We start from the raw sequence: 19,054 nt of genomic DNA, 5'->3' as shown, positions 1-19,054 counted from the left end.
TTTCATCGAGACGCCGGGCCATTGAGGTCCGGCGTTTTTTCTTGCCCGTCCGAGGTGTGGTTGCAGCCGCCGGGTGTCCGTGTTAGCGATTTGTTAGCCATAGTTAAGCAGTCTAACCCTCAGTTCGGTCATCAGACCGGGGCTTTTCATCCGGCCCGCCGCCGCCGTCGCGGCGCCACAAACAAAACTGCGCAGAACGTCATCAGCCCAAGAGTTCCAGCATGGATTCGATCGAAGCTTTTCTGAAAGAATACGAAATTGAAGAGGTCGAATGCCTGGTGCCCGATATGGCCGGGATCGCACGCGGAAAGATCCTGCCGGCGGCCAAATTCGTGCAGGGCATGCGCAACAACGGCCTGCGGATTCCCGAGGGCGTGTTCGTTCAGACCGTGAACGGCCGTTACCCGGATAACGAGGACTCAGTGATCAGCCCGGCGGTCCAGGACGTTTATCTCCTGCCCGATCCCAGCACCATCCGGGTCGTGCCCTGGTACAGCGAGCCGACGGCTCAGGTGATCTGCGATGCCTTCTTTATGGACGGCAGTCCCGTGGACATCGCGGCCCGTCATCTTTTGCGCCGCATCCTGGCTCTCTACGAAGAAAAAGGCTGGACGCCGGTTATCGCGCCGGAGCTGGAGTTTTTCCTGGTCGACGTCAACACCGACCCGGACTACCCCCTGGAACCGCCGATCGGACGCTCGGGCCGGCGGGAAACGTCGCGTCAAGCCTTCGGGGTGGACGCGGTCAACGAATTCGATCCCCTCTTCGAGGATGTCTACGACTACTGCGAAGCCCAGAATCTGGATGTCGACACGCTCACCCACGAAGCCGGGGCCGCCCAGATGGAGATGAACTTCAATCACGGCGAACCGATGGCGCTGGCGGATCAGGCCTTTCTCTTCAAACGCACGGTGCGCGAGGCCGGTCTGCGGCATTCGGTTTATGCGACCTTCATGGCGAAACCCATGCAGGACGAGCCCGGCAGTTCCATGCACATTCATCAGAGCCTGCTGAGCAGCGAAACCGGCAAGAACCTCTTCGCGCAGAAGAACGGCAAGGACACCAAGCTCTTTCACCAGCATATCGCGGGCCTGCAAAAACACCTGCCGGCCATGATGCCGCTGCTGGCACCCAACGTGAACAGCTACCGCCGTCTGATTCCGGATTCAGATGCGCCGATCAATACACACTGGGCCTACGACAATCGCACCGTCGGCCTGCGCGTACCCCATTCGGACCCCTTCGGCCGCCGGGTGGAAAACCGCCTGGCCGGCGCGGACGCCAACCCCTATCTGGCGATCGCCGCCTCGCTTGCCTGCGGATACCTGGGCATGACCCAGAAGCTCAAACCCCGCTCCCCGGTAGAGGGCAGCGCGTACCGCCTCGCCCATACCCTGCCGCGGACCCTCTATGACGCGCTCACCCGCTTTAACGGCACCCGGGCGATCAAGCCCGTTCTGGGGGAAAAATTCATCGATGCGGTCACGATCGTAAAGGAAACCGAGTTGCTGGCTTATCAGAAGGTCATCTCCTCCTGGGAACGCGAGCATCTGCTTCTGAATGTTTGACCCTGATCCAGCTTGACGAAACGGCTCAGCTTCAGGGATCCTGCTCCTGCGACACCACTGTGAGAAGCCAATGCGGCCTGTAAAGCACGATGTGAGCGATGACCTGCCCCGCGCCAGCCGCGGGCTGCCGTCACGTCTGGCCGAACTCCTGATCCTCTGTGCGCGTATCGGCTTCAATCCTTGACCGCCTGAACGACGGCTCGCACCGCCTGGCGCCAGAGCCTTATCCGCGCGTCCTACCGACGCCGCGTTCAAAGACTGCAGATCGAGGAACCGAGATTATGAGCACCCAACTTTCCCGCAATGAAACCGCCTGGTGGCGCGAGGCCGACGCCAAGCACCATCTGCATCCCTTCACCGACACCAAAGGCCTGGCCAACGAGGGGGGCAGCCGCATTATCACCAAGGCCGAGGGTGTCTGGCTCACCGACTCCGAAGGCAACCGGATCCTGGATGGCATGGCCGGCCTCTGGTGCGTCAATATGGGTTACGGCCGCAAGGAACTGGCACTGGCGGCCTACGACCAGATGCTGGAACTGCCCTATTACAACACCTTCTTCAAAACCGCGACACCCCCGTCGGTGGAGCTCTCGGAGAAGCTGGCCAAGATCACCCCCGACGGCCTGAACCATGTGTTCTACGGTTCCTCGGGCTCCGATGCCAACGACACCATCGTGCGCATGGTGCGCCACTTCTGGAACCTGGCCCGGAAACCGACCAAGAAAATCTTCATCAGCCGCAATAACGCCTACCATGGCAGCACCATGGCGGCGGCAAGCCTTGGCGGCATGGCGGCCATGCATGGCCAGGCCGATCTCCCCCTGCCCGGCTTCGAGCACGTCATGCAGCCCTACTGGTTCGATCTGGGCGGCGATCTGACACCGGACGAGCTCGGCCTCAAGGCCGCCGAAGCACTGGAAAACAGGATCCTGATTCTCGGTGCGCAGAATGTCGCCGCCTTCATCGGGGAACCGGTCCAGGGCGCCGGCGGCGTCATCATTCCACCCGAGAGTTACTGGCCGAAGGTCCAGGAAATCTGCCGGAAGTACGACATCCTCTTGATCGCCGATGAAGTGATCTGCGGCTTCGGGCGCACCGGCAACTGGTTCGGCTGCGAGACCTTCGGCATTTCGCCGGACATCATGCCGCTCGCCAAGGGTATTTCCTCGGGATACCTGCCACTTTCCGCCGTCATGGTCGGCGAGCGTGTCGCCGGCACCCTGATCGAAGACGGCGGCGAGTTCTATCACGGCTTCACCTATTCCGGACATCCGGTCTGCTGTGCGGTGGCTCTGGCGAACATCCGGCTGATGGAAGAAGAGAACATCGTCGAGAAGGTGCGCAGCAAGACCGGTCCCTACCTGCAGGCAAAGCTGAATGAACTGGCGGATCATCCGCTGGTCGGCGAAGTCAGAGGGGTCGGCTTCCTGGGCGCCATCGAACTGGCGAAGGACAAGGCGACGCGCGCGCGTTTCGCCGATGTCGGCACCACCGGCGCGCTCTGCAAGGACTATGCGACCGGCAACGGTCTGATCATGCGGGCGGTGGGCGATACCCTTGTGGTCTCGCCGCCGCTGATCATGTCGAAGCCGGAGATCGATGAGCTGTTCAAGCGCGCGCGCCTGTCTTTGGATATGACCGCCAAAGATCTCGGCGTGATGTAGCCTCTGGGTATCATCTGGTCTCTGGGTGTCATCTGGTCTCTGGGCACGACATAGTCTGTCGGCGTGTGGCCGTGTCGGGAGGTCCCGTGACCTGAGCCTTAGTCCTCGCCGTCCTTGACCGGCTTTCGCCACTCACCGGGCACATTGCCGACCAGGACACGGCAGATCTTACCGTCAGCGCCCCCGAGGGGCAGCATCAGGCGGTGCCATAACTTAACGCCCACGTCGGCGGGCGGCTCGTGTTCGGTGTAGAGCGGTTCGGGACGAATCAGGACGGCCCGGTAGACGGCATAAAAGAAATCCATGACGACACCCTGCCAGGGTGTCTCGGATATCAGCTTGCCGGTAACATCCACGTCGACCGACTGGGCAATCGCAGAACCGTAGACCCGGACCCGGAAGTCTTCACCGCCCTCCACAACATCCACCAGTATGACAAAGCCGAGTGCGGGCCACATGTTCAGGGGGTCGATCTCATCTGCCGCGACTCGGCCGTCTCCGTCGCTCAGGTTTTTCCAGTAAGCCAACAGAAACTGGAGCTGCTCGTGTTGGAGATCACGCCCGCGCGGCTGCCACACAACCTTTGGGGGCGAAACCCCGTTGTCGATATGCAATTGGTTCAGCTGTGAGAAGTTCTCTTTGGCGATCTGATCGGCGAGATCCCAAGACGCGGAATCAGAAATAGCTTTTCCTCCGGCGCGACAGCGGAAACATCAACACATCCCTTAACTTGCAGAGCTAACGTCTATATACAAATATAAATAGCATAGACAAGTAGAGATCGCAGCATCCCGGTGCCCGGATTCCGCCCAAGAGCGCTGGATCAACGGGTTTTTCCAATGTATTTGAAATGTTTAGCGCGTCTTTTCCGGCCAACAGAGTTAGTGGAGAAGATTCCGACAGACATACGGCGGGCACACAATTTGCGCTAGAAAATGGACGGGTATGCCGCTCCGGTCACAGAGGCAGGCCCGATACCCGAATCGGCGCCGCAAATTCATGCACAAGCAGTGCGCCTCGTCACAGGGGCTATCGACCCTGAAACTCAAAGCGTCGCCGTCTTCAGACGCATCCGCAATGTTTGCCGTGCAGCAGCGGAGGGGGCGGTTTTCGCATTGAGCTGAATTCGGTGGGCGCGCTTGCCGGTCAGACGGCGGAAAAGGGTCTCGATGCTGTCACCCCGCGGCCGTATCTCATTGCACAGGTTAGCCGCGATAAAATCCCAGGAACACCGCGGCCGGGCTGGCGCCGCGCCGGCCGGGAACGGGTCCGCGTTGGAACGAATTCGGGCCGTCAGCGCTCCGGCATCGCCGACTGATAGCTGGAGGGGTCGTTTACCGAGAAGATCGGCTCCATACGCTCCGGATCGCAATCCAGAACGTCAAGCACGTCGATCGAATTGCGCTCCACTTCGCTGGGCAACATAAGGCGGGCAACGGTCGAAATATCGTATCCGTGATCAATCTGCCCCATCAGGGTTCCTTCCGGCTTGGCACTGCACTCGATCCAAAGCCGAAGATATCTGCGGCCGGCATTAACCTGTTGCGTCAAACCGGGGGCAAAGTAGGCGCAATCTTGTGACATATGCTCGCAAAAGGTTAACGCCGGTGGAGAACCCCACAGCCCAGACCAGCCTCGAAACACGGATTCCTGGAATTCTTTCAGCGGTTTAGCGCAAGCGGGCCACAGAAATCTGTGCCAGAAAATTGACTGGTTGCCCTCGCGCCCCGAAAGCACTATTTTCCGCCCAACCTACCTGATGGCGCGCAGCACCGCCGCCACACCCTGAGCCCCATTAGCTCAACTGGTAGAGCACCTGATTTGTAATCAGGGGGTTGGCAGTTCGAGTCTGTCATGGGGCACCATCTCACGAATCACAACACGCTCGCGAAAACCTCCGTGCCAACGGCAATCCTCAAACCGCCTCCGGCACCATGGTGATCGCGCCGCAGGGGCACTCGGCGGCGCACATGCCGCAGCCTTTGCAGTAGTCGTAATTGAACGCGAAGCGCTTGCCCGGCCCCAGCTTCGTGACCGCGTTGTCTGGACAGATTCCGTAGCAATTATCGCATTCGAAGCAGTTGCCGCAGGACAGGCAGCGTCTGGCCTCATAGAGCGCATTGTCTTCGGTCAGGCCCTGCAGGACTTCGTCGAAGCCGGATTGCCTGCGGACCAGTTCCAGCTGGGGCTGCTGGGTTTGCGGCGCATCGGTGTAGTACCAGGTATTGAGCTTGTCGAAGGCCGCGAGCTCGTGCTTCTCGCCGGGCCGGTACTTTCCGCCACTGAGCCAGGCATCGATATTGCGGGCGGCTTTCTTGCCGTGGCCGACGGCGACGGTCACGGTGCGTTCCGCGGGCACCATATCGCCCCCGGCGAAGAGACCCGCGCGACCGGTCATCATATGGCCGTCGACTTCGACCACGCCGTCCCTGGCGATTTCAACACCGGGGACTTCGCCCAGAAAAGAGGTGTCGACATCCTGGCCCAGTGCCAGGATCAGCGTGTCCGCTTCGATGGTCTCGAACTCGCCGGTCGGCTGCGGGCGGCCATGTTCGTCGATGGCCATTTTCTCGACCTGGAACCCCGTCTCGTCGATCTGCTTGATCGTGCGTAGCCAGTGGATCATTACGCCCTCTTCTTCGGCCTCGGTGGCCTCAAAGTCGTGGGCGGGCATCTCCTTTCGGGAGCGCCGGTAGACGATCATGGATTCCTCGACGCCCAGGCGCTTCGCCGTCCGCGCCACATCCATCGCCGTGTTGCCGCCGCCGTAGACCACGACGCGCCGGCCCAGCTGCGGCGGTTCCGCCCCGGTTTCGATGTCGCGCAGCACCGAGACGGCATCGAGAATTTTCCCTGCCGCGTAGCCGGGGATGTTGATCCGTTTGGCCAAGTGCGCGCCGACCGCCACAAAGACCGCGTCGAAACCCTCGGAGGTAAAGGCGGCCTCGATGTCCTCGACTTTGGTGTTCAGCTCGAGCGTCACCCCCATATCGAGGATGCGCTGGATTTCATAGTCCAGAACGTCCCGCGGCAGGCGGTATTTGGGAATGCCGAAGCGCATCATGCCGCCCGCCATGGGACCGGCCTCGCGGATCGTAACCGTATGGCCGAGCCGGGTCAGGTGGTAGGCGGCGGAGAGACCGCTGGGCCCGGCGCCAACCACCAGCACCCGCTTGCCGGAGGGCTCGGCGTCGAACCTCGGCTTCCACTTCTGCTCCCAGGCCCGGCGGCCGAGGAAGCGCTCGATCGCGTGGATGCCGACGGCCTCATCCAGCTGCGCGCGATTACAGGCGGTTTCGCAAGGGTGATAGCAGACACGGCCCATGACACCGGGCAGTGGATTGTCCGCCATTAGCACCTGCCAGGCCTGTTCGTAATCGCCTTCCTCCGCATGGAACAGCCAGGCCTGAATGTTCTCACCTGCAGGGCAGGCATTGTTGCAAGGCGGCAGCCGGTCGACATAAACCGGCTTTTCCGTGCGCCAGGAGCCGGTCTCGTTGGCCAAGCTGGTACCCGGGTCCAGCGTAATGGCGAAAGGCAGTTCCTTGCTCATGACTCGCCTCCTTCAGCGAACAAGCCAAAGCGGCTGATGTTGCTGTCCGCCATGCGCTGGAGGGCGGCAATCCGCTCCTTATCTTCATGGCCCTTCTTGAAGAGGTGCGCGAAACGGCGCTGTGGCCGGAGGTAATCCTCCACCGGCACGGGGCGGCGGATCTTGCTGGTCCGCACCACCTCGCCGTGTTCGGCCTCGAAGAGCGGGAAGAGGCCGCAGGCCACCGCCAGCCGCGCGATGCGGATCGTGTCGCAGGGCGCGGAGCCCCAGCCGAGCGGGCATGGCACCATGATGTGGATGTAGCGCGACCCTGAAACGGACATGGCCCGGGTGACCTTGGCCTCAAGATCGTGGAGGTCGGCAACGCTCGCCGTCGCCACGTAGGGAATGTTGTGGGCCATGGCGATCAGCGGCATGTTCTTGCCCGTACCGAACACATTCCCCGGCGCGTCGCCGAGGGCCGGCGTGGTGGCTGTGCGCGCAGCCGGCGGCGTGGCCGACGAGCGCTGCACGCCGGTATTCATATAGGCTTCGTTGTCGTAGCAGATGTAGAGCACGTCGTCGTTCCGCTCGAACATGCCGGAGAGACAGCCGAAGCCGATGTCGGTGGTGCCGCCGTCGCCGCCCTGGGCCACGACCTTCACCTTGTCGCGCCCTTTGCGCCGCATGGCCGCGGCCACGCCGGTGGCGACGGCGGGCGCATTGCCGAAGAGCGAATGCAGCCAGGGAATCTGCCAGGAGGTTTCGGGATAAGGCGTGGTAAAGACCTCGAGGCATCCCGTCGCGTTCACCGCGACCAGTTGCCCCTCGGCGGCCCGCATGGCGGAGTCCAGTGCATAGCGCGCGCCCAGCGCTTCCCCGCAGCCCTGACAGGCGCGGTGCCCCGACGTGATGGCGTTCGAACGGTTCATCGAGGCCTGGACGCTGCGGGCGGCATCGTCCATCAGGCGGTTCCCGACAGTATGGGTGCCGGTCTGGTAGAACTTGACCCGTTGCAGCGCGCTTTCTTCGGTCATGGCAGGGCTCCCGCAGTATCGGTGGGTTTCGCTGACGCAAGGTGCTTCAGGATATTCTCCGCGGCCGGACCCGAGCGCCGGGTTTTCTTGGCGCGCGCGATTTCCTGTGCGACGACAGCCTCGTCGAGGTCGAGGAAATGCACGTCCGGCAAGGTGCCCGAAGCCGCTTCGGTCACGACCCTGCGGAGTGAGGCGGTGGTGATGGGGCGCCCGCCGAGCCCCGCGATCACGGTATGGACGGGACGCGGTGTCTCCTGCATCGCCATGCGGACATTGGAAGCAACGACACCGCCGAGGCCCGGCGCGAGGCTCTTTTCCACCACCACGATGTTCCTGGCGCCCGCCAGCGCGGCTTTCAGCTCCGCCAGAGGGAAGGGCCGGAACGAACATATGCTGACCGACCCGACCGCGGCCCCGTCCTCGCGCATGGCATCGACGACCTCCTTGATGGTGCCGTTGACCGAGCCCAGAGCAACCACGACCGTCTCGGCACCCTCCGTGCGATAGGGATGGAGCAGCCCGCCGGATTCCCGGCCAAAGACATCCTTGAACACCGAGGCGATCTCGGGGATCAGCTGCAGGGCCTGAAGCTGCTTGTCATGGGCGAGATAGCGCACCTCCGTGAAGGCATCGGGCCCCACCATGGCCCCAATGGAATAGGGATCCGCCGGATCGAGCACCTGAACCGGATCGTAGGGCGGTAGGAAGGCGTCCACTTCCTCCTGGGATGGAACATCGACCCGCTCATAGGCATGGGTCAGGATAAAGCCGTCCATGCAGACCATCACCGGACAGCTCAGTTCCTCCGCCAGCCGGAAGGCCTGAATATGCAGATCCACGGCCTCCTGATTGGTCTCGGCAAAGAGCTGGATCCAGCCTGCGTCTTTCACGGACATGGCATCCGTATGGTCGTTCCAGATGTTGATGGGCGCCCCGATGGCGCGGTTGCCGACCGTCATGACGATGGGCAGGCCCAGGCCAGCGGCGTTATAGACCGCCTCCGCCATGAAGAGGATGCCCTGGCTGGCCGTCGCGGTATAGGCCCGCGCACCCGCCGCCGAAGCGCCGATGGCAACCGAAAGCGCCGCGAATTCGGATTCCACATTGATGAATTCGCAGTTTTCAAGTGCGCCGGATTTCACCAGCGCGCCGACACCCTCGACGATGTGGGTCTGCGGCGTGATGGGATAGGCGCAGACCACTTCGGGCCGGCAGAGGGCGACCGCCTCGGCAACGGCGACCGATCCTTCAACCTGCTTCAGCATAGAAATTCTCCCTTATGCAGACCCTGTTTCATGCCGACCTTGTTTTCATGCAGCCTGGGCCAGCTCGAAAGCTTCGCGTGCGGCGGCCACGTTGGCAGCGCCGATCGTTCCCGGAAACTTCTGTTCGATCGCCTTCTCAACGGACTCCATGTGGATCTGGCCGGAGATGGCGGCAAAACCCCCGAGCAATGCCGCGTTGGGGACCGGCCGGCCAACGTGCTTGACGGCCAGTTCCGTGGCCCCGACATCGCAGACATGATGAGCCGGAAATCCGGACACGAACTCCGCGATCCCCAGATCCTCGAAGGAGCGGCGCGAGTTGATCAGGATAAAACCTTCGGGATTGAGACCCTGAAACACATCGACGGACTGCAACAGGGTCGGATCCTGGATGATCAAGGCATCCGGCGCGAGGATCGGCTCGCGCGCACGGATCTCTCTATCGTCGATGCGGCAGTAAGACACCACCGGCGCGCCCATGCGCTCCGACCCGAAGCTGGGAAAGGCCTGGGCGTGTTTACCTTCCAGAAATGCGGCAATCGACAGCATCTCCGCCGCCGTCACAACACCCTGGCCGCCGCGGCCGTGAATTCGAACCTGAAACATTCCCTGCCCCGCATTGTTTTTGTTGCGCGTCCTTTGCAGACGCCACGCTGCAATGCGGTCAAGTTACCCGGACAGGGAAGATGAAACCTTGATATCGATCAAACGTGATAAAGCCGGGCGGGAAAGCGAGATCCTTATGTAACGAGGTGAAGATGTTGACCCGGTCTTCACGTTGGCCGAGACAACGCTGCTCTCCTTTCTGAACGCCCCCGTTCCCAGAGACGCCAGGCGACGCAGAGGTTGACCAGCACGAAGAGCGGCACGCCGATCATGGGCGCGATGGACATGGGGTAGCTGTAAACCGCGCGGGCATCCGGCAGATCCGTGAAAACATGGAACGGTCCTGGAAGGCCGAGCTGCAGCAGGATCGGCGCAGACGGGACGATAACCAGCACCCCGACCAGGTTCCAAAGCAGGAAGCCGCGCCGGCTGATCCCGCCGCGTCCGGCCAGAACCGCAATCCAAAGCGCGCTGATGCCGAACAAGAGATCCGGAATGCCGACAAAGACTTCAAAGTAGAGTGGGAACTCACCTGTCATAGTCTTGACCGCCGTGCCGAGGGCGGCAATCCGCAAAGCATGGAACCAGGCAAACCACTGCCATGGAGTGGCGTCGACAATCTGCCGCAGGTCCTGGCGCAGCGCGCTTGAGACAAGAACAGGTATGACGGCTGCGGCAACCGTGACCAGCTGAAGCCAGAAGCCCGGCAGCAGGCGCAAAACCTCCTCGCGCAGATACCAGCCGTGATAGCCGAGCAAAGACGTCGTGACAGCGTAGAGCGACAACCAAACAAAGAAGACGTACGCCGGACGCAGCGAGCCGATCCCGGGCTCTCGGCGATGGCCATGCCACGTCAGGAAGAAACAGAACCCCAGTTCGATAGCCAACAAAAAGGGTGTCATCGAAAGTTGCATCTTTATGTCTCCGGCATCGGGCTCGAACCTCAGGGAACGAGACCGGTGTTATTTTTAGGTGTATATGCACATAGTGACTCAAAAAAAATCAACTCTCCTGAAAAGCCTCGACCGTGGCGCCAAGATCATCGATCAAGCCGGACCAGCGGTCATCGCCCAAACGCTCACCGATCCGAGCTTGAATTTCCTCCCAAAGGGGCCGCGCGTCCTCGACGCTCCGCAGCCCATCCCCTGTCAGACTGACTTTCCGGACCCGCAGATCCTCTTCCTGCTCAATCCGGATCAGGCCCTGCCGCAACAGCGGCTTGAGATTTCGGGTCAGGGTCGTGCGGTCCATGACCAGCGCCTCCGCAAGCTGGGTGAGCGGCATGTCCCCCTGCTCGACAAGATTGGCCAAGAGGATGAACTGCGTCGACTTGAGCCCGCTCGGCTGCAAGGCAAAGTCGTAGGCCTGAGTGACGATCCTTGCCGCCTTGCGCAGGTTGGCGCAGGTGCAGTCGGCGAGTTCCGTGACAGAGTGAGGTTTGGATTTCATAGTTATGTGTATATACACTTATCTTCACATTCGTCAAGCTCCCGCTGCGAGGAAATTGCGCCTCAGCAATCCGTGTATCTTGCGATGTAACTCTCGAACGATTTGTCCGGCTCCGCCTCAAATCGTCCGGCCTGAACCTCATATCTCTGGATCCGGTCGACCCGGAAATCCCGGAAATCCTGCCGGAGCTCGCACCAGGTGGTCAGCAACCAGACCGGACCGAAATTGGTCAGGCCGAGCGGGCGGATCAGTCTCTCGCTCTCCTGATCAGCCAGGCTTCGATAGAGAATCTGCAGCCTGCGCCGCTCGGAGATCGCCCGGCGAAGGGGGCCGAGCAGTTTGGGCGGTGCCGGTTGTTTTGCCCCCCGCATGGCAAAAAGCGGTGCCGTCTTCAAGCGGCGTGCGTGCTCCGGGGGAATCGACATCTCGATCTTGGCCAGTGCCTCGCGCGCCGCGATGCCCAGGTCTTCGCCGGCCAGCACCTGGACGGCTTTTGCCCCAAACGCCAGCGCCTCCAGCTGTTCGAAGGTAAAGGTGAGCGGCGGCGCATCGAAGGCCTCGCGCAGCAGATAACCCACGCCGCGTTCACCGTCGATCGGCGCGCCGGATGCCATCAGATGCCCAAGATCCCGATAGACGGTCCGGGGCGAGACTTCCAGACGCTCCGCGATATCAGCCGCGGTCATAACGCGGCCGCTTGCACGCAAAATCTGGATAATTCGGAACAGACGCTCGGCGGGTCTCATGGCTTGTTTTCCTTCTTGGCTCCGATCCCGCCCGCGGCAGATCGGGCCGCGACAATCAGGGCCTTGACGATCAGCGCGGTGACGATCAAGGCCTCGATCAGGATCGGCAACAGTCTCTCATACTGCAATGGCCATAAGGTTGTCAGTAGGGTTGTGGTTTAACAGTCGCATTCACCCCTGACGCCCGTCACCGGCGTCATGCCCCAAAAAGGAAATCGAGAATGAGCAGCAGCGTCTACGAAATCGTCGTCTACCAGGTGACCAACCGGGAAAGCGCTATCACGGCACGCCGCAAAGCCATGGAAGCGACAAAGTCCTATCCGGGATTTCGGGCTTACCGTCCCCTCAACGGACTGGAACCGCTCAACCTGATGGCGGATCTGATCGAGTGGGACGACTACGAAAGCGCCAAAGCCGCCGGCGAAAAGGTCAAATCAGACCCGGCGTTCGCCGAGATCTTTGCACAGATTTCGGATTTCAAACTTCTCGCCCATTTCACCTCCGGCAAACTGCTGTCATCAGTCGATGCATAAGGTCAACGATGCCCGAACCCTTTAAAAATTTTATCTCTGCCGCGTTGGTCGACGAGATGGCAAGCCATCTCTCGAAAGCCTGGCCGCGGTTTCCGCGTGAAGCCTTTGTCGCCGAGGCCGCCCACGAACTTGATAAGCTGGAACTGAAAGAACGCTCGAACCAGATTGTCGCTGCCCTGGAGCATCACCTGCCGGATGACTTCGCGGAGGCGGCCGCCATTCTGCGCGCCAGCCTGCCCGACGGCGATAAGACCGGCCTCTCAGGCTGGGCGATCCTGCCGCTCAACGATTATGTGGGCCGCGCCGGACAGCGGCACTTCGAAACGGCGATGGATCTTCTGGAGAAGATCACCGTGCTCTTTAGTTCGGAGTTTGGAATCCGTTATTTTCTTCTGCAAGATCAGCCTCGTGCCCTGGCGCAGATGCGGCGCTGGAGCGAAAACAGCAACCATCACGTCCGCCGCCTGGCTTCGGAGGGATGCCGCCCGCGGCTGCCCTGGGCAATGCGCCTGCCGGCCCTGATGAAGGACCCGGCTCCGATCCTGCCTATCCTCGCCAGACTGCGCGACGATCCTGAAAACTACGTGCGCCGTTCGGTCGCCAACAATCTCAACGATATCGCCAAAGACCATCCCGATCTGGTCGCGCGCATCGCCGCGCAATGGATGAAGGACGCCTCCGAGAGCCGGAAGCGCCTCATCCGCCATGCCTGCCGGACACTCCTGAAACAGGGGCATCAGGGCGCGCTCGAGGTTTTCGGTTTCACTGCGCCGAAGAAACTCTCGGCGGAGCTCGCACTCCATACACCGACGCTTACACTCGGCGAGAACCTGCTTTTTGAGCTGACCCTGGAATCGGACGCCACCGCGAGTCAGGATTTGATGATCGACTATGCGGTTCACCACGTGAAGGCAGACGGCACGCGCTCACCCAAGGTTTTCAAATGGAAGAGCCTGTCGCTCGAATCAGGCGGCCAGACGAGACTCGCCAAGAAACACGCTATCCGGCCGATAACAACACGGCGCTATTACCCCGGCCTGCACCACGTTGAAGTCATCGTCAACGGTCAAGCGGTCGCACGCTCCTACTTCACGCTTTCTCTCTAGCTTAAGATTCACGCCGCCAGCAGATCCTGCACCGCATGGTCGTAGAGCCCGTAGTCCTTGAGGCTGCTGGCCAGAATCATGGCTCCCTGCAGGGTCGCTACGACATGGGCCGCGCGCTTCTTGCGGGCCTTGGGCTTCATGGTACCGGACAGAGACTCGGCCACCCAATCGATGTTCGCCTGAAGAAAACCGGCGGCAGCCTCCGACAGCTCAGGCGGCAGGCCGCAGCTTTCCGCCCCCAGCATCCCGCAGAGGCAGATCCTGTCGGACCCTGTGAGGGCATCGCGATAAACTCGCGCAAACACGCGTATCCGGTCCTCAGGAGTTTTTGCCTTTTTGGTTTTGGCGTCGAGCGTCGCAAAAAAGCGCTCGGCATAGCGCTCGACCAGTGCAATGCCCAGGTCTTCCTTTTGGCGGAAATAATAGTGGACGCTGGAACTCTTAATGCCCAGTTCTTCCGCGAGGTCGCGGAAGCTGACCGCGTGATAGCCGCGCAGCCGGATGCCGCTCTCGGCCGCATCCATCAGTTTTTCAATGGTATCACTCACGTCGTCACCATTTTGTACAGTCGCTTATCTACTATTAGATAGGCATTCCAGCAGCCAAATTGCAAGAGTCTTGCATGTATCCATAGATAGATTGAACGCACAGCAGACCTGACGCATCCAACACGCTATCGTGCTTTACGACCGGACTCATGCTTCAGGTTACGGCATCGGAAATAGATAACAACTGCTGCTATTTTTGCACCCAATCGCCATCCGCATTCAGGAACCAGGTACCCTTGGGCGCCTTCTTCATGATCTGTTTGGCAAAGATCGTTCCGACTGCGGTCACGTCCGCGCCGGTCTTTTTCGCCTCGCGCTGATAGATTTTGCTCCGCTTCGCGTTGACGTCCTTGACCACATCCTTGGCGCTTCCCTGACGGGCGACCGCCAGGCCGTCAAAGCGCTCGCCAACCGCGCCCTGCTTGCGAAGATCATCAAGCGAAGCCGCATAGGCGGAGTGCCCCATGCCGCCCGCGGTGAGCAGGGCAAGAGCCGTAAGAAGGGAAAGGAAGGCACGGCGGCCGGTCAGAGTCTTATCTGTCATATGCTGTTGACCAGTTGTTCTCGATGAGGGGCTGTCCGGCAGGCTGTCGCAGGGCGCGCCTCTCCCGCCGGGTCTGGAGACCGTGGTCTTATCGCTGCTGCGCATCAGAAAATCTCCGGATTGGCTTCGACTTCCTCGCGGGCCTGCTCTTCCAGCTTCAGGCGCACTTCTGCGTCGAGTTTGACATTCAGGTTGATGGTGATGGGCTCCTTCGGTGCCTCGACCCGGACAGTCGGCTGACAGGCCGCGATCAAACCACAAGCCGCTGTAAAGGCCAGGAACCGGAAAGCAATGGGCAAACCCCGCCGTTTGCTAAGATTTCCGGTCACGGGCGCGCTTTCGGGGCCGAAAGCGGAAGTCAAAGCGTGGGACAAGGAAGTATCACCTTTTACCGGTTACGATTTTGCGGAGAGTGTACGCTCAGGCGGCCACAAGCTCCAAGCCTATAACGCATATAACCCGGCCTATATGAACAGGACCTGAACGCCCTATCAACAAAACACCGCGAGTTTACTGTAGGGAATAGCGCCCCGACAGCAGGTCTTTGGAGATCTCCAGGCCTTCGCCCAGAGTGTCGAGAATCTGGCCGATATTGCTCTCCAGATTGAGATTGACCCGAAAGGACTGCCCATCCAGCACCGCCGGGTTCTTACCGAGAATCGAGAGCAGGAGCATGAGATCGTCATCGGCGGTCTTTTCCAGGGTCAGGGACAGGTCGTCATAGTAAAAGTCCTCCAGTGCGCGCAGCATGGAATTCACTTCATCTCCGTAGCCTGTCAGCAGAGAGGCAACCTCCTCGGAGCGTACCCGCAGTACGCCGGGCTCAGTCGCGGTCAGCTTGCTCTGCCGGAGGGTGACGACGCCGTCATCTAAGCTGACCGGCAGGTCACCCGCAAGCCGCCCGGAGATATCCACATCGGCCAGATCCGCCGCCTTAAGGACTTCCGCCAGATCCAGGCCGGTGATACGGATCGGCAGATCCGCGGTTCCTTCCAGGAGCGCCAGACGGGCACCGTCAACCGAGATACGGGCCCCGAGCAGACTGAAGGCCGCGGTGTTAAGATCCAGGCGGAAAGCCTCTGCGGCGGGCAAAGCGGCTTTGACCTGCAAATCGCTGATCGGCAGGCCAGGATTGAACCGCTCCAGCGCGATTTCGATCGGGCGCGCCGTCCGTGGCGGCCATAGCCCATCAAGATCCATGATCAGAGAGAGATCCGCGAAGGGAAAACCGAGTGCGGTCCCGCTCAGGCCCTCGCTCGAGAGTTTGGCGAAACCCACCGGGCCTTGCGGTGACATCTCGACACTTAGGCTTCCCGACATGGTCCCTTCCTCGACCAGCGCGTCTGAGATCCAGGAGAGGCCCTCCAGGCTGAGCGGGGTCCGGGCAAAATCGTGGGGTGGCAAGGTGACCTCCGCCAGACCCTGCCCGGGAACCGATTTGCCCTTCGCCTCAAAGGTGATCGCGTCCTGAAAACTCCTGCCGCTCATGTTGAAATCAAGACGCCCCGCCTGATCTTGCCGAAAGTCGCCGTCCAGAAACACGTCATCGAAGCGCCGCGCCGCCGCCGTATCCTCAAGCCGCAGACCGGTAAAGCGCCCCTCGGCTTCGCCGGTTTCGGGCGAGACCTCCGCCCGAAGCGCGATGTCAGCAGCGCGCAGGTCATAATCGGGTAGAGACATGCCGGCAGTATCGAGCTTGAGCAGAAGCCTGCCGCTGGCACCGGTCGCCGGCGAGACCTCCAGGTCCAGCACCTCTGTCTCTAGGGGAACGGCTTCTTCCGCAGCTCCCAACACGAAAGCACCGGGCGCGAGCTGCGCAGCCACTATGGGGCGTGGCAATCCCGTCATCAGATCGACTGTCATATCCGCCGCGGAAATGTCCAGCTTCAAGGGCATGGTGCTTGACACCACCGCCGTGGAGAGCCCTTTTGCGCTGGCCACCGCCGGACCGGTCGTCACGAGCCTGACTGCTTCTGCCGAGAGTCCGCCACGTATTGGAGCTGAAACGCGCAGGCCGGCGATTCTGGTATCGTCCTTGACCAGCGCATCTGCCCCCGCCTTGAGATCCCCGCTTACGCTCGAGCCCGCGTTGGTCGACTCGAAGGCGCCCACAAGATCCAGATCGAAGCGGCCCTTTGCGCCGCTTATACCGCGCAGTGGGATTTTTCGCGCCTCCAGGGCGATCGGCCCGCTCAAAGCCCAATCAGCCTTCCCGGGCAGCAGTTCTCCGTTTGAGGTCGCCGAGACGGAGAAACCAGGCGCGGAGAGATCAACCACGGCGGCGGTGGAATAGGGTCCGGTCAAAACATCGGCACGGGCGGCACGCAGCACGGGCTCACCCTCGACAGCGCCCAGGGTCAACTTGAGCGGTCCAGTCGCCCAGTTCTGGAGATCCTCGGGCAAAGAGACTTGCTTCAGAAGCTCTTCGGAGAGCGCAGAGAGCTCGGCTGAAACGGGCGTCGTCAGGTTGAGGGCAAAACCTCGATCGTCCAAGGCCGCCCGCCCGGCAATATCCAGTGTCAATCCCTCCAGATAATCCGGGTGCCAAAGGTCATCGCTCCGCAGGGCGAAATCGGTCTCCATGGAAATAAGCGCCTGCAGCCAGCGCTGGAGCGGCTGCGACCACAGCTTCAACGCCTGCAGTTCAGCGAGGGGTGGCAGAACGGCCTTCACCCCGGCCTTTCCCGCGATCTGGCCGGCTTTTGGCAACGGCAGATGAAACTTTGAAAAGAGCGGCAGGCTTGCGGGACTTTTGAGACTGCTGGAAACAGTTAGGGTTACGGCCTCGGGACCCGGTGTGATGCGGCCTTGGATCGCCGTCTGGAGCGCAGTGTCAGAAGATCCCGCAGAGGTGGCTGCGAAGGTAAAAACCACATCTTCCCGCTCGAGTCCGCCCTCCAGGGAAAGCCGAAGCGGTGCGAGCGCGACTGAGGGAGACAGTCCGCCGCTCACCTGCGCAAGAGTCAGTCGGGCGTCGAGCTTCCCGAGCTTTCTGCTGGGACCATCGAGGGCAACGTCGAAACGGCCGGTCATCCCCCGCAGCATCAACTCCCCGATATCGAAGCTTCCCTCCTCGACCTTCAGGTCCGCCTGTAAGCTGAGATCCGGTGTGACGGCGAATTCAGCCGTGGCCTTGCTCTGGCCCTGCCCGCCCTGGGCGTCAAGACTGAGGCTGCCTTGCACACCCCCGTCCGCCATCTGCGAGAGCGCTCCCTCTAACGCGACTTCAAGCGGTCCGATCGGCGTGATCAGACGGATGCGCGAATCGGCGATCGTGACGTCAGGCAGTTCCGGCAAAGCCTGCAGAGGGGCAGCCTCTTGCGCCGGGACTTTAGACTCTGAAGGAGACTCAGACTCTGCGGGCGCGCTCCCCGCATCCGCACCGCGGCCTTTCAGCAAGGGTGAGTCGAGATCGAGAGAGAGGTCCGCGCCGGAGAGCGACACCGCCGGCAAAGCGCCGGATAAGAGGTCGAAAAGGCGGTAGTCAAGATCGATGGCCTCGACCGCGACCGACACCCCGGGCCCCTGAGCCGCCAGCGCCCTGACAGAACTGCGCTGCCACCCCAACCGGGTGACTGCCAGCGAACTGACCTCGAGGCCCCGCACCTCCAGCCCGCTGGTCAGAGCCCAGGCCGCAATATCCTTGCGCAGAAAGATTGTAACGCTCAGGCCCAGCGCGAGAGTCAACAGGAGCGCCAGCCAAACGCGGCTGCGGAAAATTTTACCAAGCATAGAAATGCGCCGCGACCTCCAGTGCCGCACTAGGTTGAGGACTTCCAATCCTTTGGCGCAAGTCTACAGCATGATCCGCCCAGATGCATACCGTCCCGACTGAGACCGCCCGAACGAAAGAGCCTGCCTCAGATCGGGAGTGAGTCCGGAACGCTAGATCAGAACCGGGTTACATGGAATCGCTTATGGCGATCCATTCACCCTGCGGATCTGATATAGACATTAAAAGTAGGGCGATTTCACATCTTTTGTCGCAACCGCACAGCGCTTTCGTCAAAATATGACCCGCTCTAAGCGTCGAGCACCACGCTGAAGCCCTCAAACTGCGGGTGTCCGAGATAAAGCGGCTTGTTGTCGCCGGCGTCGCGATGGGCCTGACGAAAATGATCGGACTTGGTCCAGTTTTCGAAATCCTGCTCAGACGCCCAGATCGTGTGAGACGCGAAGAGCGTGTGGTCTTCCTGCGGAGCGCCCTTGAGCAGACGGAATTCAACGAAACCCGGAACGTCCGCGAGACGGCTGTCCCGGCTGCGCCAGACTTCCTCAAAGGCATCTTCGTGACCCGGTGCAACTTTGAAACGGTTCATCGCAATGAACATGAGGTACTTCCTTCGCCGTAAGTGGAGTTCGCCGGACGCCTGACATCGCGTGATAATGCGAGTCAGTCTCATTTAACTAACCTTTCAAGAGGAGAATTTCAAGAACCAAGCGACACTTACTAAGA

The 19,054-nt window shown here is 61.1% G+C and carries 18 protein-coding genes and 1 tRNA gene; 5 read left to right on the top strand and 14 right to left on the bottom strand.

All coding sequences use genetic code 11. The annotated features are described in order from the left end of the window. Positions 1-221: 221 nt before the first annotated feature. Together FKG95_RS03685 and FKG95_RS03680 are read left to right on the top strand one after the other, a co-directional pair. Entirely contained in the window at positions 222-1,568 is a 1,347-nt protein-coding gene (locus tag FKG95_RS03685) for a glutamine synthetase family protein (protein ID WP_142894935.1), read from the top strand. A gap of 281 nt (positions 1,569-1,849) precedes the next feature. Beyond that, complete coding sequence (locus FKG95_RS03680; protein ID WP_142894934.1) at positions 1,850-3,232, top strand: aspartate aminotransferase family protein; 1,383 nt, start codon at positions 1,850-1,852, stop codon at positions 3,230-3,232. Between the two features lie 98 nt (positions 3,233-3,330). On the opposite strand, the gene FKG95_RS03675 is transcribed toward FKG95_RS03680, so the two are convergent. Then, positions 3,331-3,846: a PAS domain-containing protein gene (locus FKG95_RS03675; RefSeq protein ID WP_179953913.1), complete on the bottom strand. Its 516-nt coding sequence runs from the start codon at positions 3,844-3,846 to the stop codon at positions 3,331-3,333. A 679-nt stretch (positions 3,847-4,525) separates the two neighbouring features. Next, positions 4,526-4,705, bottom strand: coding sequence for a hypothetical protein (locus FKG95_RS03670; protein WP_142894932.1), 180 nt, complete (start codon positions 4,703-4,705; stop codon positions 4,526-4,528). 316 nt (positions 4,706-5,021) lie between these two features. Between FKG95_RS03670 and FKG95_RS03665 the strand changes: the two genes are divergently transcribed. Beyond that, positions 5,022-5,097: transfer RNA gene (locus FKG95_RS03665), tRNA-Thr, on the top strand. A gap of 50 nt (positions 5,098-5,147) precedes the next feature. On the opposite strand, the gene FKG95_RS03660 is transcribed toward FKG95_RS03665, so the two are convergent. The 7 genes from FKG95_RS03660 to FKG95_RS03630 all read right to left on the bottom strand — a co-directional run bounded on the left by FKG95_RS03660 (position 5,148) and on the right by FKG95_RS03630 (position 11,867). Next, positions 5,148-6,785, bottom strand: a complete 1,638-nt coding sequence (locus tag FKG95_RS03660) for an NAD(P)-binding protein (RefSeq protein ID WP_142894931.1) — start codon at positions 6,783-6,785, stop codon at positions 5,148-5,150. After that, entirely contained in the window at positions 6,782-7,801 is a 1,020-nt protein-coding gene (locus tag FKG95_RS03655) for a thiamine pyrophosphate-dependent enzyme (protein ID WP_142894930.1), read from the bottom strand. Before FKG95_RS03655 ends, FKG95_RS03660 begins: the two co-directional genes overlap by 4 nt. Further along, positions 7,798-9,066, bottom strand: a complete 1,269-nt coding sequence (locus FKG95_RS03650; protein ID WP_142894929.1) for a pyruvate ferredoxin oxidoreductase — start codon at positions 9,064-9,066, stop codon at positions 7,798-7,800. Before FKG95_RS03650 ends, FKG95_RS03655 begins: the two co-directional genes overlap by 4 nt. A 45-nt stretch (positions 9,067-9,111) precedes the next feature. Further along, entirely contained in the window at positions 9,112-9,672 is a 561-nt protein-coding gene (locus tag FKG95_RS03645) for a 2-oxoacid:acceptor oxidoreductase family protein (protein WP_142894928.1), read from the bottom strand. A gap of 167 nt (positions 9,673-9,839) precedes the next feature. Beyond that, complete coding sequence (locus FKG95_RS03640) at positions 9,840-10,586, bottom strand: hypothetical protein (RefSeq protein ID WP_142894927.1); 747 nt, start codon at positions 10,584-10,586, stop codon at positions 9,840-9,842. Between the two features lie 88 nt (positions 10,587-10,674). Beyond that, complete coding sequence (locus tag FKG95_RS03635) at positions 10,675-11,121, bottom strand: MarR family winged helix-turn-helix transcriptional regulator (protein ID WP_142894926.1); 447 nt, start codon at positions 11,119-11,121, stop codon at positions 10,675-10,677. 62 nt (positions 11,122-11,183) lie between these two features. Next, complete coding sequence (locus tag FKG95_RS03630; protein ID WP_142894925.1) at positions 11,184-11,867, bottom strand: helix-turn-helix transcriptional regulator; 684 nt, start codon at positions 11,865-11,867, stop codon at positions 11,184-11,186. A gap of 221 nt (positions 11,868-12,088) precedes the next feature. On the opposite strand from FKG95_RS03630, the gene FKG95_RS03625 reads away from it, so the two are divergent. Together FKG95_RS03625 and FKG95_RS03620 are read left to right on the top strand one after the other, a co-directional pair. Then, complete coding sequence (locus tag FKG95_RS03625) at positions 12,089-12,400, top strand: hypothetical protein (RefSeq protein WP_142894924.1); 312 nt, start codon at positions 12,089-12,091, stop codon at positions 12,398-12,400. A gap of 8 nt (positions 12,401-12,408) precedes the next feature. Next, positions 12,409-13,506 carry a DNA alkylation repair protein gene (locus FKG95_RS03620; RefSeq protein ID WP_142894923.1) on the top strand — a complete coding sequence of 366 codons (1,098 nt, stop codon included), beginning with the start codon at positions 12,409-12,411 and terminating at the stop codon, positions 13,504-13,506. 8 nt (positions 13,507-13,514) lie between these two features. Here FKG95_RS03620 and FKG95_RS03615 read toward each other — a convergent pair whose 3' ends face one another. From FKG95_RS03615 to hmuQ, 5 genes are all read right to left on the bottom strand, one after another. Next, positions 13,515-14,054, bottom strand: coding sequence for a TetR/AcrR family transcriptional regulator (locus FKG95_RS03615; protein WP_142894922.1), 540 nt, complete (start codon positions 14,052-14,054; stop codon positions 13,515-13,517). Between the two features lie 190 nt (positions 14,055-14,244). Then, the gene (locus FKG95_RS03610) at positions 14,245-14,703 is read right to left on the bottom strand and encodes a YdbL family probable chaperone protein (protein ID WP_142894921.1); all 459 of its coding nucleotides are present in this window, start codon (positions 14,701-14,703) and stop codon (positions 14,245-14,247) included. Then, complete coding sequence (locus tag FKG95_RS03605; RefSeq protein ID WP_246116670.1) at positions 14,703-14,927, bottom strand: YnbE family lipoprotein; 225 nt, start codon at positions 14,925-14,927, stop codon at positions 14,703-14,705. Before FKG95_RS03605 ends, FKG95_RS03610 begins: the two co-directional genes overlap by 1 nt. 181 nt (positions 14,928-15,108) lie before the next feature. Beyond that, the gene (locus FKG95_RS03600; protein ID WP_142894920.1) at positions 15,109-18,330 is read right to left on the bottom strand and encodes an intermembrane phospholipid transport protein YdbH family protein; all 3,222 of its coding nucleotides are present in this window, start codon (positions 18,328-18,330) and stop codon (positions 15,109-15,111) included. A 290-nt stretch (positions 18,331-18,620) separates the two neighbouring features. Beyond that, on the bottom strand, positions 18,621-18,929 hold the full coding sequence (hmuQ, locus tag FKG95_RS03595; RefSeq protein WP_142894919.1) for a heme-degrading protein HmuQ: 309 nt from the start codon (positions 18,927-18,929) through the stop codon (positions 18,621-18,623). Between the last annotated feature and the right edge of the window lie 125 nt (positions 18,930-19,054).

The organism is Denitrobaculum tricleocarpae (genome assembly GCF_007004665.1).
Taxonomy (GTDB): Bacteria; Pseudomonadota; Alphaproteobacteria; order Kiloniellales; family Kiloniellaceae; genus Denitrobaculum; species Denitrobaculum tricleocarpae.
The sequence above is the reverse complement of the archived record's forward strand: the minus strand, read 5'-3'. Positions and strand labels throughout refer to the sequence as shown.